The organism is Brucella tritici (genome assembly GCF_008932285.1).
GTDB classification, from domain to species: Bacteria; Pseudomonadota; Alphaproteobacteria; order Rhizobiales; family Rhizobiaceae; genus Brucella; species Brucella tritici.
The window spans coordinates 715,532-737,036 of sequence record NZ_WBVY01000003.1 but is presented as its reverse complement, the minus strand read 5'-3'; the positions used below and the strand labels follow the sequence as shown (position 1 = coordinate 737,036).

Here is a 21,505-nt window from a genome sequence, read left to right as displayed (position 1 = left end):
TGCAGCAATGACCGATAAGACCGAACCAACCAATCCAATTCCCTGGGCGCCGTCCTCCCAAGCGGTGCAGGAGCAAGACAGAGACAGTTCCGAAAATGAGCAGCAACTTCAATCAGGAAACCGTCACCGACATCCATCACTGGACCGACACGCTGTTTTCCTTCCGCACGACGCGTGATCCGGGTTTTCGCTTCCAGAGCGGCCAGTTCATCATGATGGGCCTCGAAGTGAACGGCAAGCCGCTCACCCGCGCCTATTCCATTGCCTCGAGCCTCTATGAAGACGGGCTGGAATTCTTCTCGATCAAGGTGCCGAACGGTCCGCTGACCTCCAAGCTTCAGCATCTGAAGGTTGGCGACCAGATCATCCTGTCCAAGAAGCCGGTCGGCACGCTGCTCTATGACAATCTGAAGCCGGGGAAAAACCTCTGGCTGCTCTCGACCGGCACCGGCCTAGCACCATTTCTGTCGATCATCCGCGATCTGGAAGCCTATGAACGTTTCGAGAAGATCATTCTCGTTCATGGCGTGCGTCAGGTTGCCGAGCTTGCCTATACGGACTTCATCGCCAATGAATTACCGCAGGATGAATTCCTTGGTGAAATGGTCAAGAACCAGCTCATCTACTATCCAACCGTTACGCGGGAACCCTACAAGAATCGTGGTCGCCTGACCGATCTCATTCGTTTGGGTCAGCTCTTTACCGATATCGGCCTGCCGGAATTCAACCACGATGACGACCGCATGATGCTCTGCGGCAGCCCGGAAATGCTGGCCGAAACCAAGCAGATTCTGGAAGAACGCGGATTCAAGGAAGGCAGCCAGAGCGAAGCCGGACACTACGTCATCGAGAAGGCTTTTGTTGAAAAGTAAGCCCTGCCACAAGCGCTGGAAAATGAATAGAGGGAGGCGTCGGCCTCCCTTTTTCTTTAACTGTACTTATTGAGATCGCACCGCCTGCAGGAAAAGCCTCTTCACACCGGCGACCATCTCGGCACGATCCATCATATCTGGGTTGGAGATGATCTCATCGACCGCACCGTGCAGCGCATTGAACAAAAGTACAGCCGTCAAACGCGTATCGGCGATTTTCCATGCGCCTGCAGCATTACCGTCGGTCAACAACGCATCGAGCCGGACGATTGCCGGATTTTCCTGCTTCATGCGACGCATGGGCGGGTGAAAATCATGGAACACCATGTCGTGGAGTTTGTAGTTGTCGAGATAGCCGGCAATTCCGGTCTCGGCCCATGCAGCCAGTTTTCCCTGCCAGTCGTCGGCGGGAAGTAGACCGAGTTGGCGCTCCAATCGCTCGCAGAACCCATCGACAAATCGCTCCCGCAAGGCAAGCAGGATGTCGTCCTTGCTGCGAAAATGCAGATAGAACGTACCTTTGGCGACGTCCGCCAGACGCACGATTTCATCCACGCTTGTCGCCGCGAAGCCCTTTTCGAGGAAGAGGGCTTCGGCTGCAGCCATCAGCTCGTCGCGACGTATTTCCGCTGGTTTAGTGCGGGGCTTGGGCTTGATGGCAGTGGAAGGCAAATCAATCTCCAAAACTTCAGGTCGCTGCCAATTTATCCCGGATCGCCGCCCTGTCAAAATCAAGCTGATTTGGTCGAATGACCCGATCTTCCAGCCAATGCAGCGCCGCATCGACATTGGAGAATGTGCCCGCGGGGACGCGAAACAGCTTTTCTGCATCCATGCGGCTTGCCTGTTCATAAACAGATTCCGGAACGATGTTCACCATGCCCAGCACCTGTTCGCGAATACGCTGCGCATTCTGCTGCAACCATTGTTTCACTTCCCGTGCCGAACCTTCGGGATGCGCAAGTGCATCCTCGTCCAGAAAACGGCGGATCGTGATGAAGGGCTTTCCCTCATCAAGCCACCGATTCCAGACATCAAAGAATTCACGCGTTTCTTCCAAGGTCGATGCACCCTTCGACAAGGTGACCACGTAAGGCCAATTTTCCGTATGGTGAAGCATCACGCTTCCCTCCTGCTCGATATCCATCAAACTTTCTGCGGCAATGCCGCTTTGAGCCGTGACGGCGATCCGGCAACCGGCACGCACACAAGCAAGTTGCAGTACCACCGCACGACTCATGACTGACTATCAGTCAGTCATTGTGTGACATGAAAACATGAATTATTCAATCATGTTTTTACGTGTAGGATTCTTGCACGAGTATGGAGGCAGTTATCGCCATGAATGTGCGAGACCTAACCCTTAGCGGCGGACTAGATTTTACAGCGAAACACGTTTGGACATTGCCTATGTGGGAGATATTGCGCCTGTCCACACAAGACATAAAACCTCATCTATTCAGTTCAAAATCGAGCCCGATATCGAGATTTGGCGCGCTGTGCGTGGTCCAGCCGACTGAAATCAGATCAACGCCGCTGGCCGCGACTGCCGCCACCGTTTCCGGTGTGATGCCGCCCGAGGCTTCAGAAATGGCGCGACCGTCGATAATCGAGACCGCCTCGCGCAATTGCGCAGGCGACATATTGTCGAGCAGCACCGCATCCACGCCCGTCGCCATGGCTTCATCAAGCTGTTGCAGCGTATCGACCTCGACCTCGATCTTGACCATGTGACCGGCCCCGGCCTTGGCGCGTTCGATGGCCTCGCGCACGTTGCCCGCAACGGCGATGTGATTATCCTTGATGAGCACCGCATCATAGAGCGAGAAACGGTGGTTCATGCCGCCGCCTGCCCTGACCGCATATTTTTGCAAGGCACGCAGCCCCGGCGTCGTCTTGCGTGTGCACACGATGGAAGCCTTTGTGCCAGCCACAGCCTTGACCAGATTGGCCGTGGCCGTGGCAATGCCGGAGAGGTGGCCGAGGAAATTGAGCGCCGTCCGCTCCCCCGCCAGGATCGAGCGGGACGAGCCAGAAACCCGGGCGACATCCGCCCCTTTTTCAAGAGACTGGCCGTCCCGCGCCAGACGTTCGAATGCGACATCCGGATCGACCAGGCGAAACGCCATTTCGGCCACATCCAGCCCGGCGATGACACCCGGCTGGCGCAAGCTGAACAGCATGGCCGAGCGATGATCTTCCGGCACCACCGCATTGCTGGTGATATCACCAGCAAGCCCCAAATCTTCCAGAAGTGCGGCGCGCACCAGTGGTTCGACGACAAGCGGAGACAAGCGCGACAGGTTCATGAGGCTATCCTGGAAATTCGGTTTAATTCAATTATCTCACGAGCGAGCCCGAAAGCCGTCTCGAATGTGTGGAAGCGGCGCTTGGCTTCCGCATGTTTCTGCGGATGATCGGTGCGGGCATGGCTGCCGCGCGACTCGCGCCGTTCAAATGCCGCAACTGCAGCGACCAGCGCCACGGCTGCGGCATCGTCGGTCTCCGCGAGGGGTAGAAGGGTGGTGATTGCAGAGCGCAAACCTTCTTCATCACGCAGCAGGCCAAGGTGACTAGAAACGACACGCCGCACGGGTTCAGGATCAGCGCTCTCCGGCAGACTGAACGGTGCGGAGTACCGAACGCCGATGACTTTGTCCTCCATGAGCGCGCGTGCGGCGCGCAGACCCATGGCGGCCGCTTCAAGCAGTGAATTGCTGGCAAGCCGGTTCGCACCATGCAGGCCGGTGCAGGCCGCTTCGCCCACGGCCCAGAGACCCGGCAAACTGCTGCGCCCGTCGGCGTCGGTCTTGACCCCGCCCATGTGATAATGCGTGGCCGGCCTGACCGGGATCAGATCACGTGACGGATCAACACCATGCTGCTTGCAAAGCGCATCAATACCCGGAAAACGGGTTGCAAAACGTGCACCCAAAGCCATGCGCGCATCGAGATAGACTTTGCGCCCTTGTGCAATCTCGTTGCCGATGGCACGCGCCACCACGTCGCGGGCCGCAAGCTCACGGCCCGGAATATCCGCCATGAACTGCTCACCACAATTATTGACGAGCTTGGCGCCTTCCCCACGCACCGCCTCGCTGACCAATGGCAGGCGCGGCGCGGAAACGGCAAGCGCGGTCGGATGGAATTGCACGAACTCCATATCGGCAAGCACAGCGCCTGCACGGCCTGCCAGAGCGGCACCTTGGCCGAGATTGCCGAGCGGCGTGGTTGTTGCGTTATAAAGTCCGCCGATCCCGCCCGTCGCCAGAACCACGGCGCACGCTGCAACCGGACCGACACTTTCAAGACAGGCACCAACGACACGGCCATCCTGCCGCATGAGCCGAAGGGCGCGGGTGTTTTCCATCACGGTGATTGATGGCGTCGCCAGAACCTTCGCGGTTAGAGCGCGCATGATGCCCGCCCCCGTCGCATCGCCATCCACATGTACAATGCGATGGCGGCTATGGGCAGCCTCCAGACCGAGCGAAAAAGAACCGTCCGCCTTGCGGTCGAAGTGCACGCCATGGGCTTCCAGCGCGGCAACGACCTTGGCGCCTGCTTCTATGATTTCTGTCGCCACGCCCACGTCACACAGGCCATCACCAGCCGCAATCGTATCGGCCAGATGCAGTGCCGCGCTGTCGTCAATGCCAACACTTGCGGCAATGCCGCCTTGCGCCAAAGTGCTGGAACCGGACAGGCCGAGGCTCCCAGCCGTCACCAGCAAAACCGGCTGCGGAGCAAGCGTCAGTGCCGTCATCAAACCAGCGAGACCGCTGCCAATGATAAGGACCGGAGCCTGAACCGTATTCATTTTGTTTTGACGCATGTCGTTATCGCAAAACCGGTCCCCACTTTTGCGCGACATGCTCATACCGCCAGCATCCGCTCGACGGCGCGCCGGGCAGGCTCCATCAGTGCTGCATCGACTGTCACTTCATGGCGATTGTTTTCCAGCGCATCGCGAATATTGGCGAGTGTGATCCGCTTCATGTGCGGGCAGAGATTGCACGGGCGGATGAACTCGACATCCGGGTGATCGACAGCAACATTGTCGCTCATCGAGCATTCGGTCAAAAGCACGACACGCTGCGGCTTCTTCTCACCAACATAGTCCGACATGACCGCTGTGGAACCGGCGAAATCCGCGGCTTCCACCACTTCCGGCGGACATTCGGGATGCGCCAGAACCACGACGCCCGGATGGCTCTCGCGCAATTCGCGGATATCGTCGGGTGTAAACCGCTCATGCACCTCGCAATGGCCATGCCAGGCGAGAATTTCGACATCGGTTTCGCGCGCCACATTCTGCGCCAGAAACTCGTCGGGGATCATCAGCACGCGCGGCACGCCGAGCGATTCCACCACCTTTTTGGCATTGCCGGAGGTGCAGCAAATATCGGATGCCGCCTTAACGGCTGCGGATGTATTGACATAGGTGATGATCGGCACGCCGGGATGCGTCTCTCGCAACAAGGCTACATCTTCCGGCGTGATGCTATCGGCCAGCGAACAGCCCGCAGCCATATCGGGGATCAGCACCGCCTTGCCGGGATTGAGCAGCTTGGCCGTTTCGGCCATGAAATGTACGCCCGCCAGCACGATCACATCGGCATCGACCTCCGCAGCCTTGCGCGCCAGCGCCAGACTGTCGCCGACAATATCAGCCACGCAGTGGAAGATTTCCGGCGTCTGGTAATTATGCGCAAGGATGACCGCATTGCGCTTTTTCTTCAGCTCGAGAATGGCCGCGACATCGTCTTCGAAGCCCAGCCACTCCGCCTTGGGCAGCACCTTGGCCACGCGGTCATAGAGTTGCGAAACGGAAACATGATCGTTCATGGGTGATCTCCCGAGTGCATCAATTATACTCAATTTGAGTATTTCATGTTTACGAAGTTATACTCGATTCGAGTATATTGTCAATCGCGGGAGATTGGCAGCTTGGCTCCGGCCAGATGGCGCTCAGAAAGGGCACGTTCCTCGACAATCGAGTAGCGGAAACGGAACAGTTTTGCTGGACGCCCGCCGGTTTCGCTGTCGCTTTCGCCGGTTTCCTCGACAAGGTCCTGTTGCTCGATCAAACGGCGGAAATTCTGCTTGTGCAGGCGCAGGCCCGCCAGCGCTTCGACAGTCCGTTGGAGTTGTAAAAGCGTAAAACTGTCCGGCATCAATTCGAACACCACCGGACGGTATTTGATCTTGGCGCGCAGCCGCGCAATCGCAGTGGCAAGGATGCGGCGATGATCTGCAAACATGGAACGGCCGTTCTCGTCTTCCCTCATTCCGGCCTCCGCCACGAGACCGGCCTCGAACAGCAATTCATAGCGCTGTAGCACAAGGTCTTCGTTCCAGCGCCCGCTCCACTCTCCACTCTCAAAGCCGAAGGTGAAAGCGATGCGCCGCATGCGCTGCGCTGTCAGCTCCGGCGTTTCAGCCCGATAGGCCCAGACAAGGAGCGCATTGTTGAGATGCTCCATGATCGCCGGTTCGCCCTGACGGTGATCTTCCCATGGCAGATAATCATACCAGCCGCGCCAGCCCGCCCGCCCCGCTGCCGCATCGCTTTCACGCACAAGGCCCAGATAGCTGATCGAAATGATGCGCTCGCCCTGTGCATGGCGGTCACGGTCGGCAAAGGTGTAGAGTTGCTCCAGATAACCGACCGGATGCGCGGTTTCCGACTGCACCCAGGCGCGCAAGCCCGATTGCAACGAACGGTGTTCGCTTTCGAACGGGCCGGATGGCAGGGCTTGCCCCTGTCGCACGGTCATGACGCGCGGCTGTTCGCTGGTCACGGCTGCCAGCACGGCAATCAGTTCGGTATGGGCAATATCGTCGGTCACAGCAACTCCGGAAAACAGTTCCGACATTGAACGCGATTGACGAATAATTACAAGGCGCTACCGCCATACGGCACAGAATTTAGGGGCTAAGTTTTCGGTTTCGAGCCGAAAACATGCTCCGGCCCGGGAAATGTGCGCGCCCGCACCTCCTCGGCATAGGCTTTCGCCGCATCGGACACCTGTGGCGCCAATTGGGCAAAGCGCTTCACGAAACGTGGCGTGAAATCCTGAAACAGCCCCAGCATATCGTCCGAAACCAATATCTGCCCGTCGCAGGCAGCCGATGCCCCGATACCAACCGTTGGAATAGCGAGGGATGCAGTGATCTCACGCGCCAGCGGCTCCACCGTGCCTTCTATGACCAGGGCAAACGCGCCCGCATCGGCAATGACCTGCGCATCACGGCGAATTTGATCAGCTTCTTCATCGCCACGCCCAAGCGAGCGAAAACCGCCGACCGTGTTGACCTGCTGCGGCATCAAACCGACGTGGCCAAACACCGGAATGCCGCGCTTGACGAGGAATGCGACCGTTTCGGCCATTTCCTCGCCGCCTTCGAGTTTGACGCCGTCGCAGCCGGTTTCCTGCATCACACGCGCCGCGTTGCGAAACGCCTGCTCCTTCGATTCCTGATAGGAACCGAATGGCATATCGACGATGACGCAGGCTGTCTCGGCTCCGCGCATCACCGCCTGCCCATGGGCGATCATCATGTCGAGCGTGACAGCAAGGGTGGAATCCATGCCGTAAAGCACCATGCCGAGCGAGTCCCCCACCAGCAACAGGTCGCAATGCGGATCGAGCAGCCGCGCAATCGGCGTCGTATAGGCGGTGAGGCTGACAATCGGGCGTTCGCCCTTCAGGGCTGAAATGGCCTTGGGCGTCAGCCGCTTCTGTTTAACGGGCGCGCTCATCTCAGGCCGCCTGTTCCTGCGCGACATGCGCAATGACGCGATTATCGAGAAGCCGTGTCGTGCCGAGCCGCACAAACAGCGCGATCAGCACCGGACCTCCCTGAACCGATGTCAGGCGTTCCAGCGTTTCAGGATCACGCAGCGCCACAACTTCGGGCGTCGCCAGCGGTTCTGTGGCGATGAAAGCACGAATTGCCGCTTCCAGCGCATCGGGATCATCTATGCCGGAACGATAGAGGCGCTCGGCCTCGTCGAGTGCCTTCGGCACAATGACTGCGGCGGCGCGCTGTTCCAGCGAGAGATAGACATTGCGGGACGAACAGGCGAGGCCGTCATCCTCGCGCACCGTCTTAACGCCGACCACACGCACCGGAATCGCCATGTCCTCCACCATACGGCGGATGATGACGAGCTGCTGAAAATCCTTTTCGCCGAAATAGGCTGCATCCGGGCCAACGATATTGAAGAGCTTGCTCACCACAGTCGCGACACCGGCAAAGTGGCCGGGACGCGCCTCGCCTTCCATCTGATTACCGAGGGTTGGTACATCCACTACCGTCTGCATAGGGTGCGGATACATATCGCTGACGGCTGGCGCGAAGAGGTAATCGACCTCTGCCCCGCGTAGCAGAGTGGCATCACGTTCCAGATCGCGCGGATATTTGTCGAGATCTTCATTCGCGCCAAATTGCAGCGGATTGACGAAAATCGACACGACGGTCACATCGTTTTCCGCTCCGGAGCGATGAACCAATTCAAGATGGCCTTTGTGGAGGTAGCCCATGGTCGGCACAAAGCCGATGCGTTTTCCAGCCCGCCTTGCAGGCGCCAAAGCCTGACGCAATTCCTCAATAGTGCGGATGATCTGCATGAGGTCCTCCTCGCGGCCCGAATTTATTGGCCGCGAGTCCTACAGCGTCAGCTCAAATATGACAACTGTGGAGGCGAAGCGTTCTCTGCGCCTATTGCGTGGGGATCGTTACCGCGCCGACCGTATTGCCGACGGCACGGCCGAAACGATCAATCTGCTCGTCATAGGTTTTGCGTGTGTTCGGATCGAATACGGCAATTGGCGCTGTTACCACCAGCGAGGCAGCCGTTCCGACACCCTGTGCTGTACCCATCGCCACTGCCCCCAGACGATCGCCGAGCCCGACCTGCGAATCCGTGATGGTCTGGCCTGCAACTAGGCGCTGGCCGATCAACTGCACGACTTCCGGGCTGGAAGCAAACTTGCCGTGGTTGAGACGGTCACCCGCCTTGAGCTGTGTCAGGTCGATAACGGTAATGCCTGCTTTTTCAAGCTCGGAGCGATAGGGCTCGATTGACGGATCAATCTGGCCGAGCCGGTCGATATTTCCGGAAATGCGCCGAGACAATGCAAGCGCCCTGTCGTCTCGCGACGTGAACAGGGTGAAACGTGGGTGCTGCTTGCCCATCGCCAGAAACTGTTTCGAAAACACATCAACGTCGAGATCGGGCGATGCCAGAATGACATCTGTTATCTTGGCATTCACGCGGCCATCGCGGATCGCCATCTGCCGCAGAGCCTCGACCGTCAGCCAGCTGCCCATCGAGTGGGCCATGACTGTGATGTCCTTGACCTCCGGCTCGCGTGCGATGGCGCGCAAGATCTGTTCCAGCGCATCGCGGGAATAGTTGGTGCTTTCCTTGTCGTAATTATAGTCGAACACGCTGGCGCGCGACGGCCAGGTGAAGATCACCGGCGCAACATCTGCTCCGGAATCATGCACGATCTGGGCAAAGCGATAGACGGAATCCTCGAACGTATTGTTGAAGCCGTGCACGAAAACCATCACGCGGCGGCTCTTGGTCAGATGCGGGCGAACCCAGCCTGCCATTTCCACATCGGTCTTGAGCGGCGTCACGCTGACGGTGGTGAAATCTTTCTGCGGATTGGGCGGCAGCTTCTTCGGCCACTGCACTTCGCCCGCCTTGCGGTTTTTTTCCGGCGGAATGGACACAACAATCTCGTTGAGCGACACGAGCTTGTCACGCTCGCCGGAGAAAAGAATGCCCGGTTTGTCGGATGGGCGGCGGGTGGTCGCCACGACAAGATCAACCTTGGTGGTATTGGGAGAAGCCGCATCGCCGACGGGCACAAGCACGCCTTCAGGACGGCTGGCGCAACCGGCAAGCAGAGACATCAGAACGAGCAACGCAGGGGCAGTCCGAGAAAAAATGCGCCGCAAAACCAAACTCCCTAAACGCTACGCCAGCAGGTTTCTTACAACCGAAATCCGAGGGTTAATATATTCTTTACGTGAAACGTTCTGCCAAGCCCCAATTATCCACCGTTGTCGGAACGCAAGGCGATTGCGGCTTATGGGTTACACACTGTTCAACAGGTGATACTTTCCTCACGATCAGCCCCGACCGATATAACCGCCAACAGCAACTCCGTTTCTGAAGGAGGCACATTATGGCATTGGAACTGACAGGGCTGCACCATCTGACAGCCATCACCGCCGATGCGCCCGGCAACCGGCGCTTCTATACCGACACGCTCGGGCTTCGGCTCGTCAAGAAAACCGTCAATCAGGACGACACCAGCGCCTACCATCTGTTTTACGCAGACGGGCTGGCTTCGCCCGGCACGGACATCACCTTTTTCGACTGGCCGGTACAGCGCGAACAGCGCGGCACCAACAGCGTCGCCCGCACCGGCTTGCGTGTGAACGGTGTCGAAAGCCTGGAATGGTGGCGAAACCACCTGAACGATAAAGGTGTCCAGACAGGCGATATTTTCGAGGTTGCTGGGCGTGCCGTTCTCGATTTCGAGGACCCGGAGGGGCAGCGTCTGCGCCTGACCGATGACCGTGGCGCGGGGAAAGCCCATAGCTGGGACCGGAGTCCTGTGCCTGTAGAAAAGCAGATCAGGGGCCTCGGGCCGATTACGCTCAGTGTTCCTGAACTGGCGCCCACCCAGATCATTCTGGAAAAGGTCATGAACATGCGCCAGACCGGCGATTACGTTTCGCCTGACGGTGAAGGTCATGTCCATGTCTTCTCCATGGGTCCGGGCGGTGCTGCAGCCGAACTGCATGTTGCGGTACAGCCGAACCTGCCCACTGCATGGCAGGGTGCGGGCGCTGTGCACCACGTGGCATTCCGTACGCCGGATCAGGAAAGCATGCAGGAATGGGTCGATCGCCTGCGGTCTGTGCGCATGCCGTCAAGCGGCGAAGTCGAACGCTACTATTTCCGCTCGCTCTACTTCCGTGAGCCGAACGGCATCCTGTTCGAGATCGCGACCGATGGTCCCGGCTTTGCAGTCGACGAGCCACTTGAAAGCCTTGGTGAAAGCCTGTCGCTTCCGCCTTTCCTCGAAGGAAAGCGCGAAGCGATCGAGCGAAACCTGAAACCGCTTGATTGATATAAAAAGGGCTGCGGAACTCTCCGCAGCCCTTTTACTTATATCTTGTCGCGAAGCCAGTCGCTTGCGATGCGGATATCTTCATCTATGAGCGCATGCCCGGCCTCGACCGTGCTGATCGTGAGAGCGGCCCCGTCTTCTCTCAGGACTTTTTCCAGTGTTCCGTTCCCATCGCCAAACGGATCGGAAGCACCGTTCATCAAAAGCACTGCAGCATCCGACAAATCCGCGCCATCGGGCTGCGTCTCCAAAACCTCCTGACCGCGCAGAAGAACCGCCGTGCGAACCACATGCGGATGCAAACGCATGAAAGCCGCCAGTAGATTTGCGCCGTTGGAGTTCCCAATAAAGGCAGTCCGATTCAGATCGATACCATAAGCGGCGGCGGAACCCTCAACGAAAGCCTCGAATGCCTCTGCTTCAAACCGAATATCGGCCTGATCGAACTTTTTCAGGTCGAAGCGGCGGAACCAGCGCTGGATACCCTCTTCCGTACTGCGTCCGCGTATCCCCAGAAGGGTTGCGCGTGGCGCAGCCTTGCGGGCGAAAGGCATCAGGTCGTTTTCGTTCCCGCCGGTACCATGCAAAAGCACCAGTGTACTGCCATCCGGCTCTTCCGGTTGGTGTATCCGATGAACGAAAGGCAGATCACGATAGATGACACGCTCCTCGCCCGGCAGAGCGAATTGCGGCATCCGTGCCCGGATGGCATCGGCCTTTTCCTCATTGCCCGGCGGCACGAACAGGAACTGGCCCAGTCTCTCGACCGGCTCATCTATTGCGAAGCCCGGTGCATCAGTTGCAAATTCGAACAGCGTTCCGCTCGGCTCGCGAACATAGAGCGACGTGAAATATTTGCGGTCATGCACATTGACGGCACTCGAGTTGAGCTTTGAGAGTTCCTTCTCCGCCCTTTCCACTTCACCGGTATCGGCGGCACGAAAAGCGACATGATCGGCAATGCCCGTGCCGGGAATACCCGGCCAGAAGCCGCCCGCATCACGCACATCGATGGCATCGCCGGAATCTGACAGAAGACGATCTATCGTGCCCTCTTTCGCAGAAGGCCTGAAACCGAAATAGCGTTCGATGAAACCTGCAGTCTGTTCCGGTGCCTCGGACAGAATGGTCGCGGCACGCAAACGCCTGACGGCGAAAGCCGCCGGAATGCCCTCGCTTTCCCACGCATCATTGGCAGCAAGATCGCAGCCGACAAGCTTGACGATCACACCATCGGGGTCGCGCAGGCGCAGAACAGGTTCGCCAAACTCCTGCACGGGCCCTTCGGATGGCACGTGATGGCGCAAGGCGCGCTCGAGCCAGAATCCGATGGCAGTGCGATCAATGGCAAGTGCGATTTCACTAACCTGACCATGACCGACACGCCCTCTGGCACCATCTTCCCAGACCAGAAACGTAATCAACGATCCGGGCGTGCCCGAGCGGTCGCCATAGAACAGATGCAGCTGCTCGGCATCCTCGAACCCGCCCGTTTGCTTGACGATACGCAGCCCCAGAAAGCCGGCATAGAAATCGACATTCGCCTGCACTTTTCGGGTGATGAGGGTGATGTGGTGGATGCCGCTTGTCATGGACACTGTCTCCCCGATTCAAAACTTGAATCAGAGATAGAGCAGATGCTGCAGCTTGCCTATGGGGCTATGCAGTTACGCATTGTCAACGCACGGAGTTGAAAGCGAAGCAGGATGCAGAGGAGCAGAAAAAGAAAAAGGCCGCGCGGGAGGAGGATGCGCGGCCTGATCTTGAATACGGCTTGGGAGGAGGAGTGCCGTATTCCTTATCGAGTTCTGGGAGGAGGAGTGAACTCGATGAAGAGATATTTACCCGCCCCCCTTCTCTGCAGCAACGGCCATTAATGCATATCAGTTATGCAAAGACGTTGACGCTCAAGAAAAAGGCAGATCCGCTCATGCAGAAAACGCCCGGAAACCGGGCGTTTTTAAAGAATAGCCTGTAGAATTAGGCGCTTACAAAAAGTGGGCAATCAGAGGTGCGGCAAGCACATTTACCAGACCGACAAGCACCATGACCAGCCCGGCAATCGAACCTTCCTCACTGCCGATCTGGTGAGCCTTGGCCACGCCAGCGCCGTGTGCGCCCATGCCGAAAAGGGCCCCGCGTGCCAGTGCGGAGCGGATCGGCAGCCAGTTGAGCATGACCTCGCCGAGAGCTGCGCCGAACACACCGGTTAGCACCACGAAGATTGCTGTCAGGTCCGGCGTACCACCAATGTCGCCCGAGACAGTCATCGCAAACGGTGTGCTCATGGAACGTGGCATCAGGCTGAGGCTGATCGCTTCGTTGAGACCCAGCAGATGCGCCAGCCCCCATGCGGAAGCCATGGCAGATGAACTTCCGACGACGACACCTGCCAGAAGCACCGGCCAATAGCGGCGGATCGTTGCGCGCTGCTGGTAAATCGGGATCGCAAAAGCCACTGTCGCAGGCCCAAGCAGCGCGACCAGCCAATGGGTGGCACTGAAATAGCCGCGATAGTTCTGATTAAGCCCAATGACCAGCGCCATCAGCAACAATGGCGTAACGGCGAGCGGCGTCAGCCACCACATGGGAAAGCGGCGGTAGACGCGCTTGGCAGCAAGATAAAGCAGGATTGTTGCGGCAGACCAGAAAAGTGTCGCTACCAGCGGGTTACTTAGCAACATAACGCAAACTCCAACGGTAGCAGAGATCAACCGTCAATGCGGTGACACTCATGACCGTCAACGTACCCAGCAAAATCACAGCCATGATTTTCAGGCCGAGCAGACCGATCAGTTCCTGATGCTCAAGAACGGCAAGCACTGCGGGAACGAAGAAGAGCAGCATTTCAGCCAGAAACCATTCGGCACCGCGTTTCATGCTGAACAGGCTGACACGACCGCTCAGAAGCAGGGCCAGCACCAGCGCCATACCGACAATGCCGCCTGGAAGAGGCAGACCGACGAGACGGACGAAAAGCTCACCCGCCAGCCAGAAGCCGACCAGCGTCGCAATCTGCATCAAACGGCTGTGATGCAGTGCGTAACGAAACCGGATCAAAAGGCTGTGGGCGTTCATGTGCTTTTCCAATGGAGACTGATGCATTTTCATCGACGAATATAGGCCTTCAGGCGCTATTCTAGAAATGAATTGATTTCATTGCAGCTATTCCGTAATAGAATGGCTCATGAACTTGCGCAGCTTCCAGGCTTTTATCGAAGTGGTGCGGCAAGGCGGTTTTTCCGCCGCCGCAAAAACCATCAACGCGACCCAGTCGACCGTCAGCAAGGCGGTCAGACAGCTTGAAGACGAATTGGGGCTGGTTCTGCTGGATCGCGAAATATCGCCCTCCCGCCTCACGACAGCAGGTGAGATTGTCTTTCGTCGCGCGATCACCATGCTGGCGGAAAAGGACGACATGCTGGCTGAGCTGGGCGAGCTGCGCGGCCTCAAGCGTGGCCTCCTGAAACTCGGCCTGCCGCCCATCGGTTCGAGCGTGCTTTTCGCTCCCGTCTTCGCGGCCTATACGAAGCTCTATCCAGAGATCGACATTCAACTGGTTGAGCATGGCAGCAGAAGGCTGGAAGAATTGCTGCTGGCCGGTGATGTGGAACTTGCGGCTTCGCTTCTGCCGGTCGAGGACAGTTTCGAATGGCAGGATGTGCGATGCGAACCGGTTGTGGCGCTTCTCCCAACCGATCATGTGCTTGCCCATGGGAACGGCGTTTCGCTGCAGGATATTGCCAGCCTGCCGTTCATTCTTTTCGAGAGCGGCTTTGCCCTCAACCACATCATCCTCGACGCATGCCGTTCGCATGGATTTTCTCCAAATGTTGCAGTCCGCTCCAGTCAGATTGACTTCATCGTCGAGCTTGTAGCGGCAGGCATGGGCATCGGCTTTTTACCGAAAATGATCGCGGAACAGCGGCATCACCCCGGCGTGCGCATCCACGGGATCAAAGGTGCCGATGTGAACTGGCATCTGGCGCTGATCTGGCGAAAAGGCGCATTCCTGTCTCACGCCGCTCGTGCCTGGCTCGAGTTGAGCAAAGCCGGGACCGGCACTGCATCATCTTGAAACGTCCGCCATATCGCCTATCTCAAATAGATATACCGACTGGATAAGTGCCCTTGGCACCTCTTCAGCCATAGGCCCGTGTGTAGAACATTGTTCTACACACCCGTTTCAAAGCGCGCGACGCCTGAAACCGCCGACGGATTTCTGCTCTGCGCGTCATCAGAAGGAGGCTATGATGGAAGGTCAGGTTATATTCTATAAGGACGACAGAATCCTCTACCGGCACCATATCGACGTGCAGGAAGACGATTTTTCAAAGGGCGTCAACGACGCGCTCATTGCCTTTCAACGCAACTATGCAGGCTTCGATCTCGCAGGCGACAACATCCACATCCGCTTCAAGAAGCCAGGTGACGTGTAGGGTTTAGAAAAACTTGCGGATCGAAGCAGGGCCGCTTGCCGAAACCGGAAGTCGGCCCTGATTTGTTGCCTCAGGCAAAAGCGGCTTCGCGTGCGACGCGATGAATATCGGTGCGTGAAAGGCCGAGATCGGAAAGCTCACGGTCAGTGCAGCCACTAAGCTCGCGAATATTTTCGCGATATTGCATCCAGCGATGGAAATGGGTGCGAAGATTCATGGTGGTATCCCCTTTTTTATCTTCCTCCCAACAATGAGCTTCCGTCTTTCTCTGCCTTTTGAGAAGTGCATATCCTGCATGGCTGCCGTGATTGCAGCGAAATCCTAGCGCTTTACCCGGATTTCCGATGCTGCTGAGAAAATAGTCTCCCAATATTGTAATCATTATGTAATTCTAATTTAGCTATATCTTCTATGTCGAAGCTGGCACCGATTCATTCTAGTCAGAGTTGAAGTGCATGAAAAAGACATTGATTATCGTCGGCAATGCACCTTTGCCGCGCGATCTTTCTGCCGAAGTGGATGCAGCGGATTTTGTCGTCCGTTTCAATGAGCCCAAGCAATCCATCGGCATGAGCGGCACCCGGACGGACCTCCTGATGCTGGCGACGTCCAGCAAGCCCATGCAGCGACGGCTGCGCGATCCGGGCTTCGTACAAACACCGACCTTCAAGGCAGCCAAGGAAGTGATGCTTGCTTATCATCCAAGCATCATCCGCAAATATCACCCCGGTCCGAATTTCCTCTCTCGCCTCAAGGGAAGGCGCGGAGACTGGACAATGCAAACCATCGAAGTCGTTGGTTCCGCAGGCAAGGAAATCCGGATCATGCCGCCCCAATTCTATCTGGCCGGGTGCAAAGAGCTGGGCGTAACCGACAAGAATATAAGCAAAGCCTTTCCAAGCACTGGCTTTTTTGGCATCTGGTACATGCTCGGAAAATGTCCGGAGGAAAGCTGGGACGTGAAAATCTGCGGCTTCACCTGGGAGGGCTGGAAACGCCACACCTGGGGAGATGAGCGCAGTTGGGTTGAGCAGAAGGTCAAATCCGGACGCATCAGCCTCATCCAGTGACCCTGCGCTCTCATTATAATTTCCAGCGGAAAACGTGGGGAACGATCACGACACAATCGCTTTAGAGGAGCATATGAATGAGTGAACCGTTACGCATTTTCATCGGATGGGATTCTCGCGAACCCATCGCATATGAAGTCGCCAAGGCATCAGCACTGAAACATTCCTCTATCCCGCTGGAGATCGTACCGATCAAGTTGCAGGACCTTGTCGATGAAGGGGTCTACACACGGGACGTCGATCCACTGGCATCGACAGAGTTTACCTATTCGCGTTTTTTCACGCCATGGCTTGCGGGCTATAAGGGATGGGCGCTTTTCTGCGATTGCGACTTCCTTTTCCTTGGCGATATTGCTGGCCTTCAATCCTATAATGATCCGTCGAAGGCCGTTTATTGCGTTCAGCACGATTACCAACCCAAAGACAGTGTGAAGATGGACGGCAAGGTGCAGACCAGCTATCCGCGCAAGAACTGGTCGTCCTGCATGTTGTTCAACTGCGAACATCCCTCGACACGCCAGTTGACGCCGGAACTGGTCAACAGCGAAACCGGCGCTTATCTGCACCGCATGCAATGGGCCGCCGATGATGAAATCGGTGCGTTGCCGACGGATTACAACTGGCTGGAAGGCTGGAACGAGAAGCCGGAAACCGGACTGCCAAAAGTCGTACATTACACGCGCGGCGGCCCTTGGTTCAAGGATTGGCAGAACGTCGACTATGCCGATTTGTGGCGGGCAGAAGCCGATAGTGTCGAGCCGGGCTGGAAGCCGGTCTGATTTGCAAAATACCTTGAGCTTTTGGCGCGCTGCAAGGTAGATAGAGACCATGAACGAAAAGCGCCCCGACATCACTCCGAATGACGGCCCACAGAGGGCCGTCAAGGCTTTCATCATCCATCTGGAGCGCGCCACCGACCGGCAGCCGCAAGTCGAAGAACTTATTCGAAAGCTGCCGGTAGAGACGGACGTGGTGAACGCTGTCGACGGGCTCACGCTCGATGCGCAAACGATCAGCAGTGTCTATCGGCGATCGGCACACAAGCCGCGCTATCCATTCCAGCTCAGCACGAACGAAATCGCATGTTTTCTGTCACATCGAAAGGTCTGGCAAGCGATTGTCGATCAGGAGATCGATGCTGGTCTCGTCTTGGAAGACGACGTGGAGCTGACGCCGGAATTCGCAGCAGCCTATTCCGCTGCATGTCAGGTTCTCAACGTTGATAGCTTCATCCGTTTTCCGTTCCGCGAGCGGGAAAGCGGGCGCGTCGTGCTGAACACCGGAACTTCGCGGATCATTGAGCCGGTACCGGTTGGCCTTGGCATGGTGGCGCAACTTATCGGGCGCGGAGCTGCGCAGCGCCTGCTGTCGGCGACAGAAATTTTCGACCGCCCGGTCGATACCACCGCACAGATGAACTGGGTCACCGGGCTTAAACCGCTGTCTGTGCTTCCAGGCGGCGTGAAGGAAATCTCAGTACGCCTTGGCGGCAGCACGATCCAGAAATCGCGTTCCCTGCCGGACAAGCTGAAGCGTGAAATTCTGCGCCCGCTTTATCGCTGGAAGATAAAATCGCGCTCGCGCGCAGCTCTCTGAGGTTTCCCGTGCCTGTTCCTATTCTTTTATATCACCAGATTGACGTGCCTCCGGCGCACCGCGTGCCGTATCGCAGCATGATCGTGCATCCGACCCGCTTTCGCCAGCAAATGTCCTGGCTGAAGCGGCTGGGTTATCGCGGCCTGTCGGTGCGGGACGCAATGCCTTACATTTACGGCGGGAAGCAGGGCAAAGTCGCTGTCATCACCTTTGACGACGGTTTCGAGAATGTCTTCCGCAACGCCCTGCCGGTGCTGCAGGAATTCGGTTTCACCGCCACGAACTATTTCGTCGCCAACCAGATCGGCGGCTTCAATCTGTGGGACCAGAAAATCGGGGTTGCGCGCGCCGACTGCATGGGGGTTGCCGAACTGCGCGAATGGGCGGATCTTGGTCACGAGGTCGGCTCCCATACGCTCGACCACATCTTCCTGCCGGAAGCAAACGAGCAGGAAGCCATATCGCAAATACAGCAATCGCGCATAAAGATCGAAGACCTGCTCGGCAGTGAAGTCACGTCTTTCGCCTATCCTTATGGCGGAGAAAATGCGGCAACACGCAAAATTGTCGAAGCGGCGGGCTATACAAACGCGACGACGACGGAAAAGCGCCGCGCACGATCAACTGACGATCCGTTTGGTATTCCGCGCCTCACGATCAGGCGCAATGACATATTGCTGCAGTTCTTGCGCAAGACGTTTACGCGCTAGTTCGACACGACGGCCTGCTTCCGCGCACTACGTCGCGCAGATCAACCATAAAGCCGCGCTCGACGAGACTGGCTGGCCCCGTATAATGCACTGAACCTTCATAAACGAGTGACAGATCGTCCGAGAACCGCTCATTTTCAACGATAGCGCGGTAATGTTCGGCACCGCCTGCATGGCTCTTTTCCGATGCAATACGTTTGAACTCGCCAACTGAAAGTGACGAAAAACGATAATGGAGAAGAGCGCCGGTTGCCGGAAGGAAATTCCGGAAACATGGCCCCGGCCCATGAATGCTACCCCGGCGATAATCCGTCTTCTTGTCGACCCACATCAGCGGGAATTTTGAAAGCCGCATACTGCGTCCGAACAGGCGTAAACGCGGCCCGCCGCGCACCGCCACGCCAAATTTCTCCGGTTTCGCTGTATAACCATTGCCGTCAAAATGCGACGAGACCTCGAACGGATATTTCGTTCCGTCGTCAACGAAAACCCCGTCACGCAGCAAACCTCCGGGATACATGTCGATCATCGGAGCCAGACACCGACGAATTCCGTTTTGCTCGAGTTCCTCGATGAACGAATGGATATCGCGCTGCTCCATTCTCGGAAATACGAAAAATTCGTCCGCATCAACCGACAGATACCAGCGGCCCCGCCCGTAGAGATTGAACAGAGCATCGCGCCAGGCACGTCCGCGATCAGCCTGCGCATAGCGTACATTCGAAGAGAACAAATCAACATCCGGCGCACTGGACAAGATTTCAGTCGTGCCATCATCAGACTGGTCATCCACCACGATGAAGCGTGTGACACCCATCTTGCGGTAATAGCGCAGGAAAGACCTCATATAAGGCGCAGCATTGCGAACCACACAGACAAGCGGCAGATCGTCAGGACGCAAAGCCGCGAAGCTGCCGGAGGTGGCAATCAGATGTGCCTTGTGTTTCCGGTTCGGAACCGAAAGCTGCACGTGCCGCCATCGCAACCGCAGATGGCGCATCGGCGAGGCACGCCAATAGGCTGACCAATCCCCTGTCGTCGAGGCTGGATAGTTCATCACCGTGTGCGTTGGCTTCATATGGGGGCCGGGCTTTTGTGAATATTAGTATTACCTGATGTTTGATTGCTCCTCATTCAAGCCACTCTGTGTCAACGCCGATCACTCTGCGCGATGTTTCGATACGGTTCGTGATGGATTAATTGGTCGTCACTATTTTGGGTGTGGAGCCTATTTGCTTGATTTCAATCAATGCTGCTTCAATTAAACGTGGCAAATTGCCCATCAATGCGCCATGGACGGCAAGTGCCAAAAGCGCTAGTTAGGGCACAGACTAAGGAGCGCATTATGGACTATCGCCGTTTTTTCGAAGAAGCGATCGACCAGTTGCACGCCGAGAAGCGTTACCGCGTTTTTGCAGATCTTGAACGCATAGTCGGACGTTTCCCCCGAGCTATCTGGCGCAACAATGGCACTGCCCGTGAGATCACCGTCTGGTGTTCCAACGACTATCTCGGCATGGGACACCACGCCGATGTCATCAAGGCCATGTGCGACACGGCTGGCAATGCCGGCTCGGGTTCCGGCGGCACGCGCAATATTTCCGGCAACAATCATCCGCTGGTCGAACTGGAAAACGAACTCGCTGATTTGCACGGCAAGGAAGCCGGTCTCGTTTTCACATCGGGCTTTGTTTCCAACGAAGCTTCGATTTCCACGATTGCCCGGTTGTTGCCGAACTGCCTTATCCTTTCCGACGAACTGAACCATGCTTCGATGATCGAAGGCGTGCGTCGTTCGGGTACGGAAAAGAAGATTTTCCGTCACAATGACGTCGAGCATCTGGAACAGCTTTTGAAGGCCGCCGATCCGGCGCGCGCAAAGCTGATCGTTTTTGAATCCGTCTATTCGATGGATGGCGATATTGCGCCGATCGAGAAGATTGCTGATCTGGCCGACAAGTATAATGCCATGACTTATATCGACGAAGTTCATGCTGTTGGCATGTACGGCGCGCGTGGCGGCGGCATTACCGAACGCGATGGCTTGGCGCATCGTATCGATATCATCGAAGGCACGCTGGCCAAGGCTTTTGGTGCTCTCGGCGGCTACATCACCGGTTCGCGCGCGATTGTGGATGCGGTACGGTCCTATGCACCGGGCTTCATCTTTACGACCTCCCTGCCACCGGCAGTGGCAGCATCCGCAACGGCAGCCATCCGGCACCTCAAGACCTCGCAGGTGGAACGCGACGGCCAGCAGCGTCAGGCCCAGCGCGCCAAGGATGTGCTTTCTGCGGCTGGCTTCCCGGTCATGCCGTCGGAAACCCATATCGTGCCGATTTTGGTTGGCGATCCTGAACTGTGCAAGAAAGCCAGCGACCGCCTGCTGGAAGTGCACGGCATCTATATCCAGCCCATCAATTATCCGACCGTGCCGCGTGGAACCGAAAGACTGCGCATCACGCCGTCGCCTTTGCATGACGACGCCCTGATCGATGGCCTCAGAGACGCCTTGCTGGAAGTCTGGAATACGCTCGGCATTCCTTACGCCGAACCGACGGTTTCGCAGCCAGCCAGCTCCGAGCGGATCATTCCGCTAATGGTCTCCAAGGCTGGCGGCTGACAATTTCTAGAATTTTCAAATAAGAAGGCCGC

At 57.1% G+C, this 21,505-nt stretch carries 24 protein-coding genes; 10 read left to right on the top strand and 14 right to left on the bottom strand.

All coding sequences use genetic code 11. The features are described 5' to 3' along the window. Positions 1-95 precede the first annotated feature (95 nt). On the top strand, positions 96-872 hold the full coding sequence (locus tag F9K94_RS13335; protein WP_151646163.1) for a ferredoxin--NADP reductase: 777 nt from the start codon (positions 96-98) through the stop codon (positions 870-872). A 66-nt stretch (positions 873-938) separates the two neighbouring features. Here F9K94_RS13335 and F9K94_RS13330 read toward each other — a convergent pair whose 3' ends face one another. The 9 genes from F9K94_RS13330 to F9K94_RS13290 form a co-directional block, all read right to left on the bottom strand. After that, positions 939-1,544 (bottom strand): TetR/AcrR family transcriptional regulator, encoded by a 606-nt coding sequence (locus F9K94_RS13330; protein ID WP_235920618.1) that lies wholly within the window; start codon positions 1,542-1,544, stop codon positions 939-941. Between the two features lie 16 nt (positions 1,545-1,560). After that, the gene (locus tag F9K94_RS13325) at positions 1,561-2,100 is read right to left on the bottom strand and encodes a hypothetical protein (RefSeq protein WP_235920617.1); all 540 of its coding nucleotides are present in this window, start codon (positions 2,098-2,100) and stop codon (positions 1,561-1,563) included. 223 nt (positions 2,101-2,323) lie between these two features. Further along, the gene (gene nadC / locus F9K94_RS13320; RefSeq protein ID WP_151646159.1) at positions 2,324-3,181 is read right to left on the bottom strand and encodes a carboxylating nicotinate-nucleotide diphosphorylase; all 858 of its coding nucleotides are present in this window, start codon (positions 3,179-3,181) and stop codon (positions 2,324-2,326) included. Continuing rightward, positions 3,178-4,707: an L-aspartate oxidase gene (locus tag F9K94_RS13315; protein WP_235920616.1), complete on the bottom strand. Its 1,530-nt coding sequence runs from the start codon at positions 4,705-4,707 to the stop codon at positions 3,178-3,180. Before F9K94_RS13315 ends, nadC begins: the two co-directional genes overlap by 4 nt. A 41-nt stretch (positions 4,708-4,748) precedes the next feature. Continuing rightward, positions 4,749-5,720: a quinolinate synthase NadA gene (gene nadA / locus F9K94_RS13310; protein ID WP_151646157.1), complete on the bottom strand. Its 972-nt coding sequence runs from the start codon at positions 5,718-5,720 to the stop codon at positions 4,749-4,751. A gap of 80 nt (positions 5,721-5,800) precedes the next feature. Then, positions 5,801-6,751: an NUDIX hydrolase gene (locus tag F9K94_RS13305; protein WP_151646155.1), complete on the bottom strand. Its 951-nt coding sequence runs from the start codon at positions 6,749-6,751 to the stop codon at positions 5,801-5,803. 59 nt (positions 6,752-6,810) lie between these two features. Further along, complete coding sequence (gene panB / locus F9K94_RS13300) at positions 6,811-7,638, bottom strand: 3-methyl-2-oxobutanoate hydroxymethyltransferase (RefSeq protein ID WP_151646153.1); 828 nt, start codon at positions 7,636-7,638, stop codon at positions 6,811-6,813. A 1-nt stretch (position 7,639) separates the two neighbouring features. Then, positions 7,640-8,509: a pantoate--beta-alanine ligase gene (panC, locus tag F9K94_RS13295; RefSeq protein ID WP_151646151.1), complete on the bottom strand. Its 870-nt coding sequence runs from the start codon at positions 8,507-8,509 to the stop codon at positions 7,640-7,642. 91 nt (positions 8,510-8,600) lie between these two features. Then, the gene (locus F9K94_RS13290; protein ID WP_061345017.1) at positions 8,601-9,857 is read right to left on the bottom strand and encodes an alpha/beta hydrolase; all 1,257 of its coding nucleotides are present in this window, start codon (positions 9,855-9,857) and stop codon (positions 8,601-8,603) included. A gap of 224 nt (positions 9,858-10,081) precedes the next feature. On the opposite strand from F9K94_RS13290, the gene F9K94_RS13285 reads away from it, so the two are divergent. Then, positions 10,082-11,035: a ring-cleaving dioxygenase gene (locus F9K94_RS13285; RefSeq protein ID WP_151646149.1), complete on the top strand. Its 954-nt coding sequence runs from the start codon at positions 10,082-10,084 to the stop codon at positions 11,033-11,035. A 38-nt stretch (positions 11,036-11,073) separates the two neighbouring features. Here F9K94_RS13285 and F9K94_RS13280 read toward each other — a convergent pair whose 3' ends face one another. Continuing rightward, complete coding sequence (locus F9K94_RS13280) at positions 11,074-12,627, bottom strand: VOC family protein (RefSeq protein WP_151646147.1); 1,554 nt, start codon at positions 12,625-12,627, stop codon at positions 11,074-11,076. Between the two features lie 98 nt (positions 12,628-12,725). On the opposite strand from F9K94_RS13280, the gene F9K94_RS24420 reads away from it, so the two are divergent. Next, positions 12,726-13,013 carry a hypothetical protein gene (locus F9K94_RS24420; protein WP_192799501.1) on the top strand — a complete coding sequence of 96 codons (288 nt, stop codon included), beginning with the start codon at positions 12,726-12,728 and terminating at the stop codon, positions 13,011-13,013. A gap of 10 nt (positions 13,014-13,023) precedes the next feature. Here F9K94_RS24420 and F9K94_RS13275 read toward each other — a convergent pair whose 3' ends face one another. Further along, complete coding sequence (locus tag F9K94_RS13275; protein ID WP_061345014.1) at positions 13,024-13,719, bottom strand: LrgB family protein; 696 nt, start codon at positions 13,717-13,719, stop codon at positions 13,024-13,026. After that, positions 13,706-14,113, bottom strand: coding sequence for a CidA/LrgA family protein (locus tag F9K94_RS13270; protein ID WP_061345013.1), 408 nt, complete (start codon positions 14,111-14,113; stop codon positions 13,706-13,708). The genes F9K94_RS13275 and F9K94_RS13270 overlap by 14 nt, the downstream gene beginning before the upstream one ends. A gap of 109 nt (positions 14,114-14,222) precedes the next feature. Here F9K94_RS13270 and F9K94_RS13265 point away from each other — a divergent pair, with 109 nt between their 5' ends. Continuing rightward, positions 14,223-15,113, top strand: a complete 891-nt coding sequence (locus F9K94_RS13265; protein ID WP_151646145.1) for a LysR family transcriptional regulator — start codon at positions 14,223-14,225, stop codon at positions 15,111-15,113. Between the two features lie 175 nt (positions 15,114-15,288). Beyond that, a complete protein-coding gene (locus F9K94_RS13260; RefSeq protein ID WP_061345011.1) occupies positions 15,289-15,474 on the top strand; it encodes a hypothetical protein in 186 nt (61 codons plus the stop codon). Between the two features lie 70 nt (positions 15,475-15,544). Here F9K94_RS13260 and F9K94_RS13255 read toward each other — a convergent pair whose 3' ends face one another. Continuing rightward, complete coding sequence (locus F9K94_RS13255; protein ID WP_010658239.1) at positions 15,545-15,691, bottom strand: DUF1127 domain-containing protein; 147 nt, start codon at positions 15,689-15,691, stop codon at positions 15,545-15,547. Positions 15,692-15,929: 238 nt separating this feature from the next. Here F9K94_RS13255 and F9K94_RS13250 point away from each other — a divergent pair, with 238 nt between their 5' ends. The 4 genes from F9K94_RS13250 (at position 15,930) to F9K94_RS13235 (ending at position 18,850) form a co-directional block, all read left to right on the top strand. Then, complete coding sequence (locus tag F9K94_RS13250) at positions 15,930-16,544, top strand: glycosyltransferase family 29 protein (RefSeq protein ID WP_151646143.1); 615 nt, start codon at positions 15,930-15,932, stop codon at positions 16,542-16,544. A gap of 77 nt (positions 16,545-16,621) precedes the next feature. Continuing rightward, the gene (locus tag F9K94_RS13245; RefSeq protein ID WP_151554342.1) at positions 16,622-17,323 is read left to right on the top strand and encodes a glycosyltransferase; all 702 of its coding nucleotides are present in this window, start codon (positions 16,622-16,624) and stop codon (positions 17,321-17,323) included. A 49-nt stretch (positions 17,324-17,372) separates the two neighbouring features. After that, complete coding sequence (locus F9K94_RS13240) at positions 17,373-18,140, top strand: glycosyltransferase family 25 protein (RefSeq protein WP_151646141.1); 768 nt, start codon at positions 17,373-17,375, stop codon at positions 18,138-18,140. Between the two features lie 8 nt (positions 18,141-18,148). Continuing rightward, positions 18,149-18,850 (top strand): polysaccharide deacetylase family protein, encoded by a 702-nt coding sequence (locus tag F9K94_RS13235; RefSeq protein ID WP_061345007.1) that lies wholly within the window; start codon positions 18,149-18,151, stop codon positions 18,848-18,850. Here the strand turns inward: F9K94_RS13235 and F9K94_RS13230 are convergent. Beyond that, positions 18,840-19,928 (bottom strand): glycosyltransferase family 2 protein, encoded by a 1,089-nt coding sequence (locus F9K94_RS13230; RefSeq protein WP_151646139.1) that lies wholly within the window; start codon positions 19,926-19,928, stop codon positions 18,840-18,842. The genes F9K94_RS13235 and F9K94_RS13230 overlap by 11 nt on opposite strands. Positions 19,929-20,195: 267 nt before the next feature. On the opposite strand from F9K94_RS13230, the gene hemA reads away from it, so the two are divergent. After that, positions 20,196-21,473, top strand: a complete 1,278-nt coding sequence (hemA, locus tag F9K94_RS13225; protein WP_061345005.1) for a 5-aminolevulinate synthase — start codon at positions 20,196-20,198, stop codon at positions 21,471-21,473. Positions 21,474-21,505 lie beyond the last annotated feature (32 nt).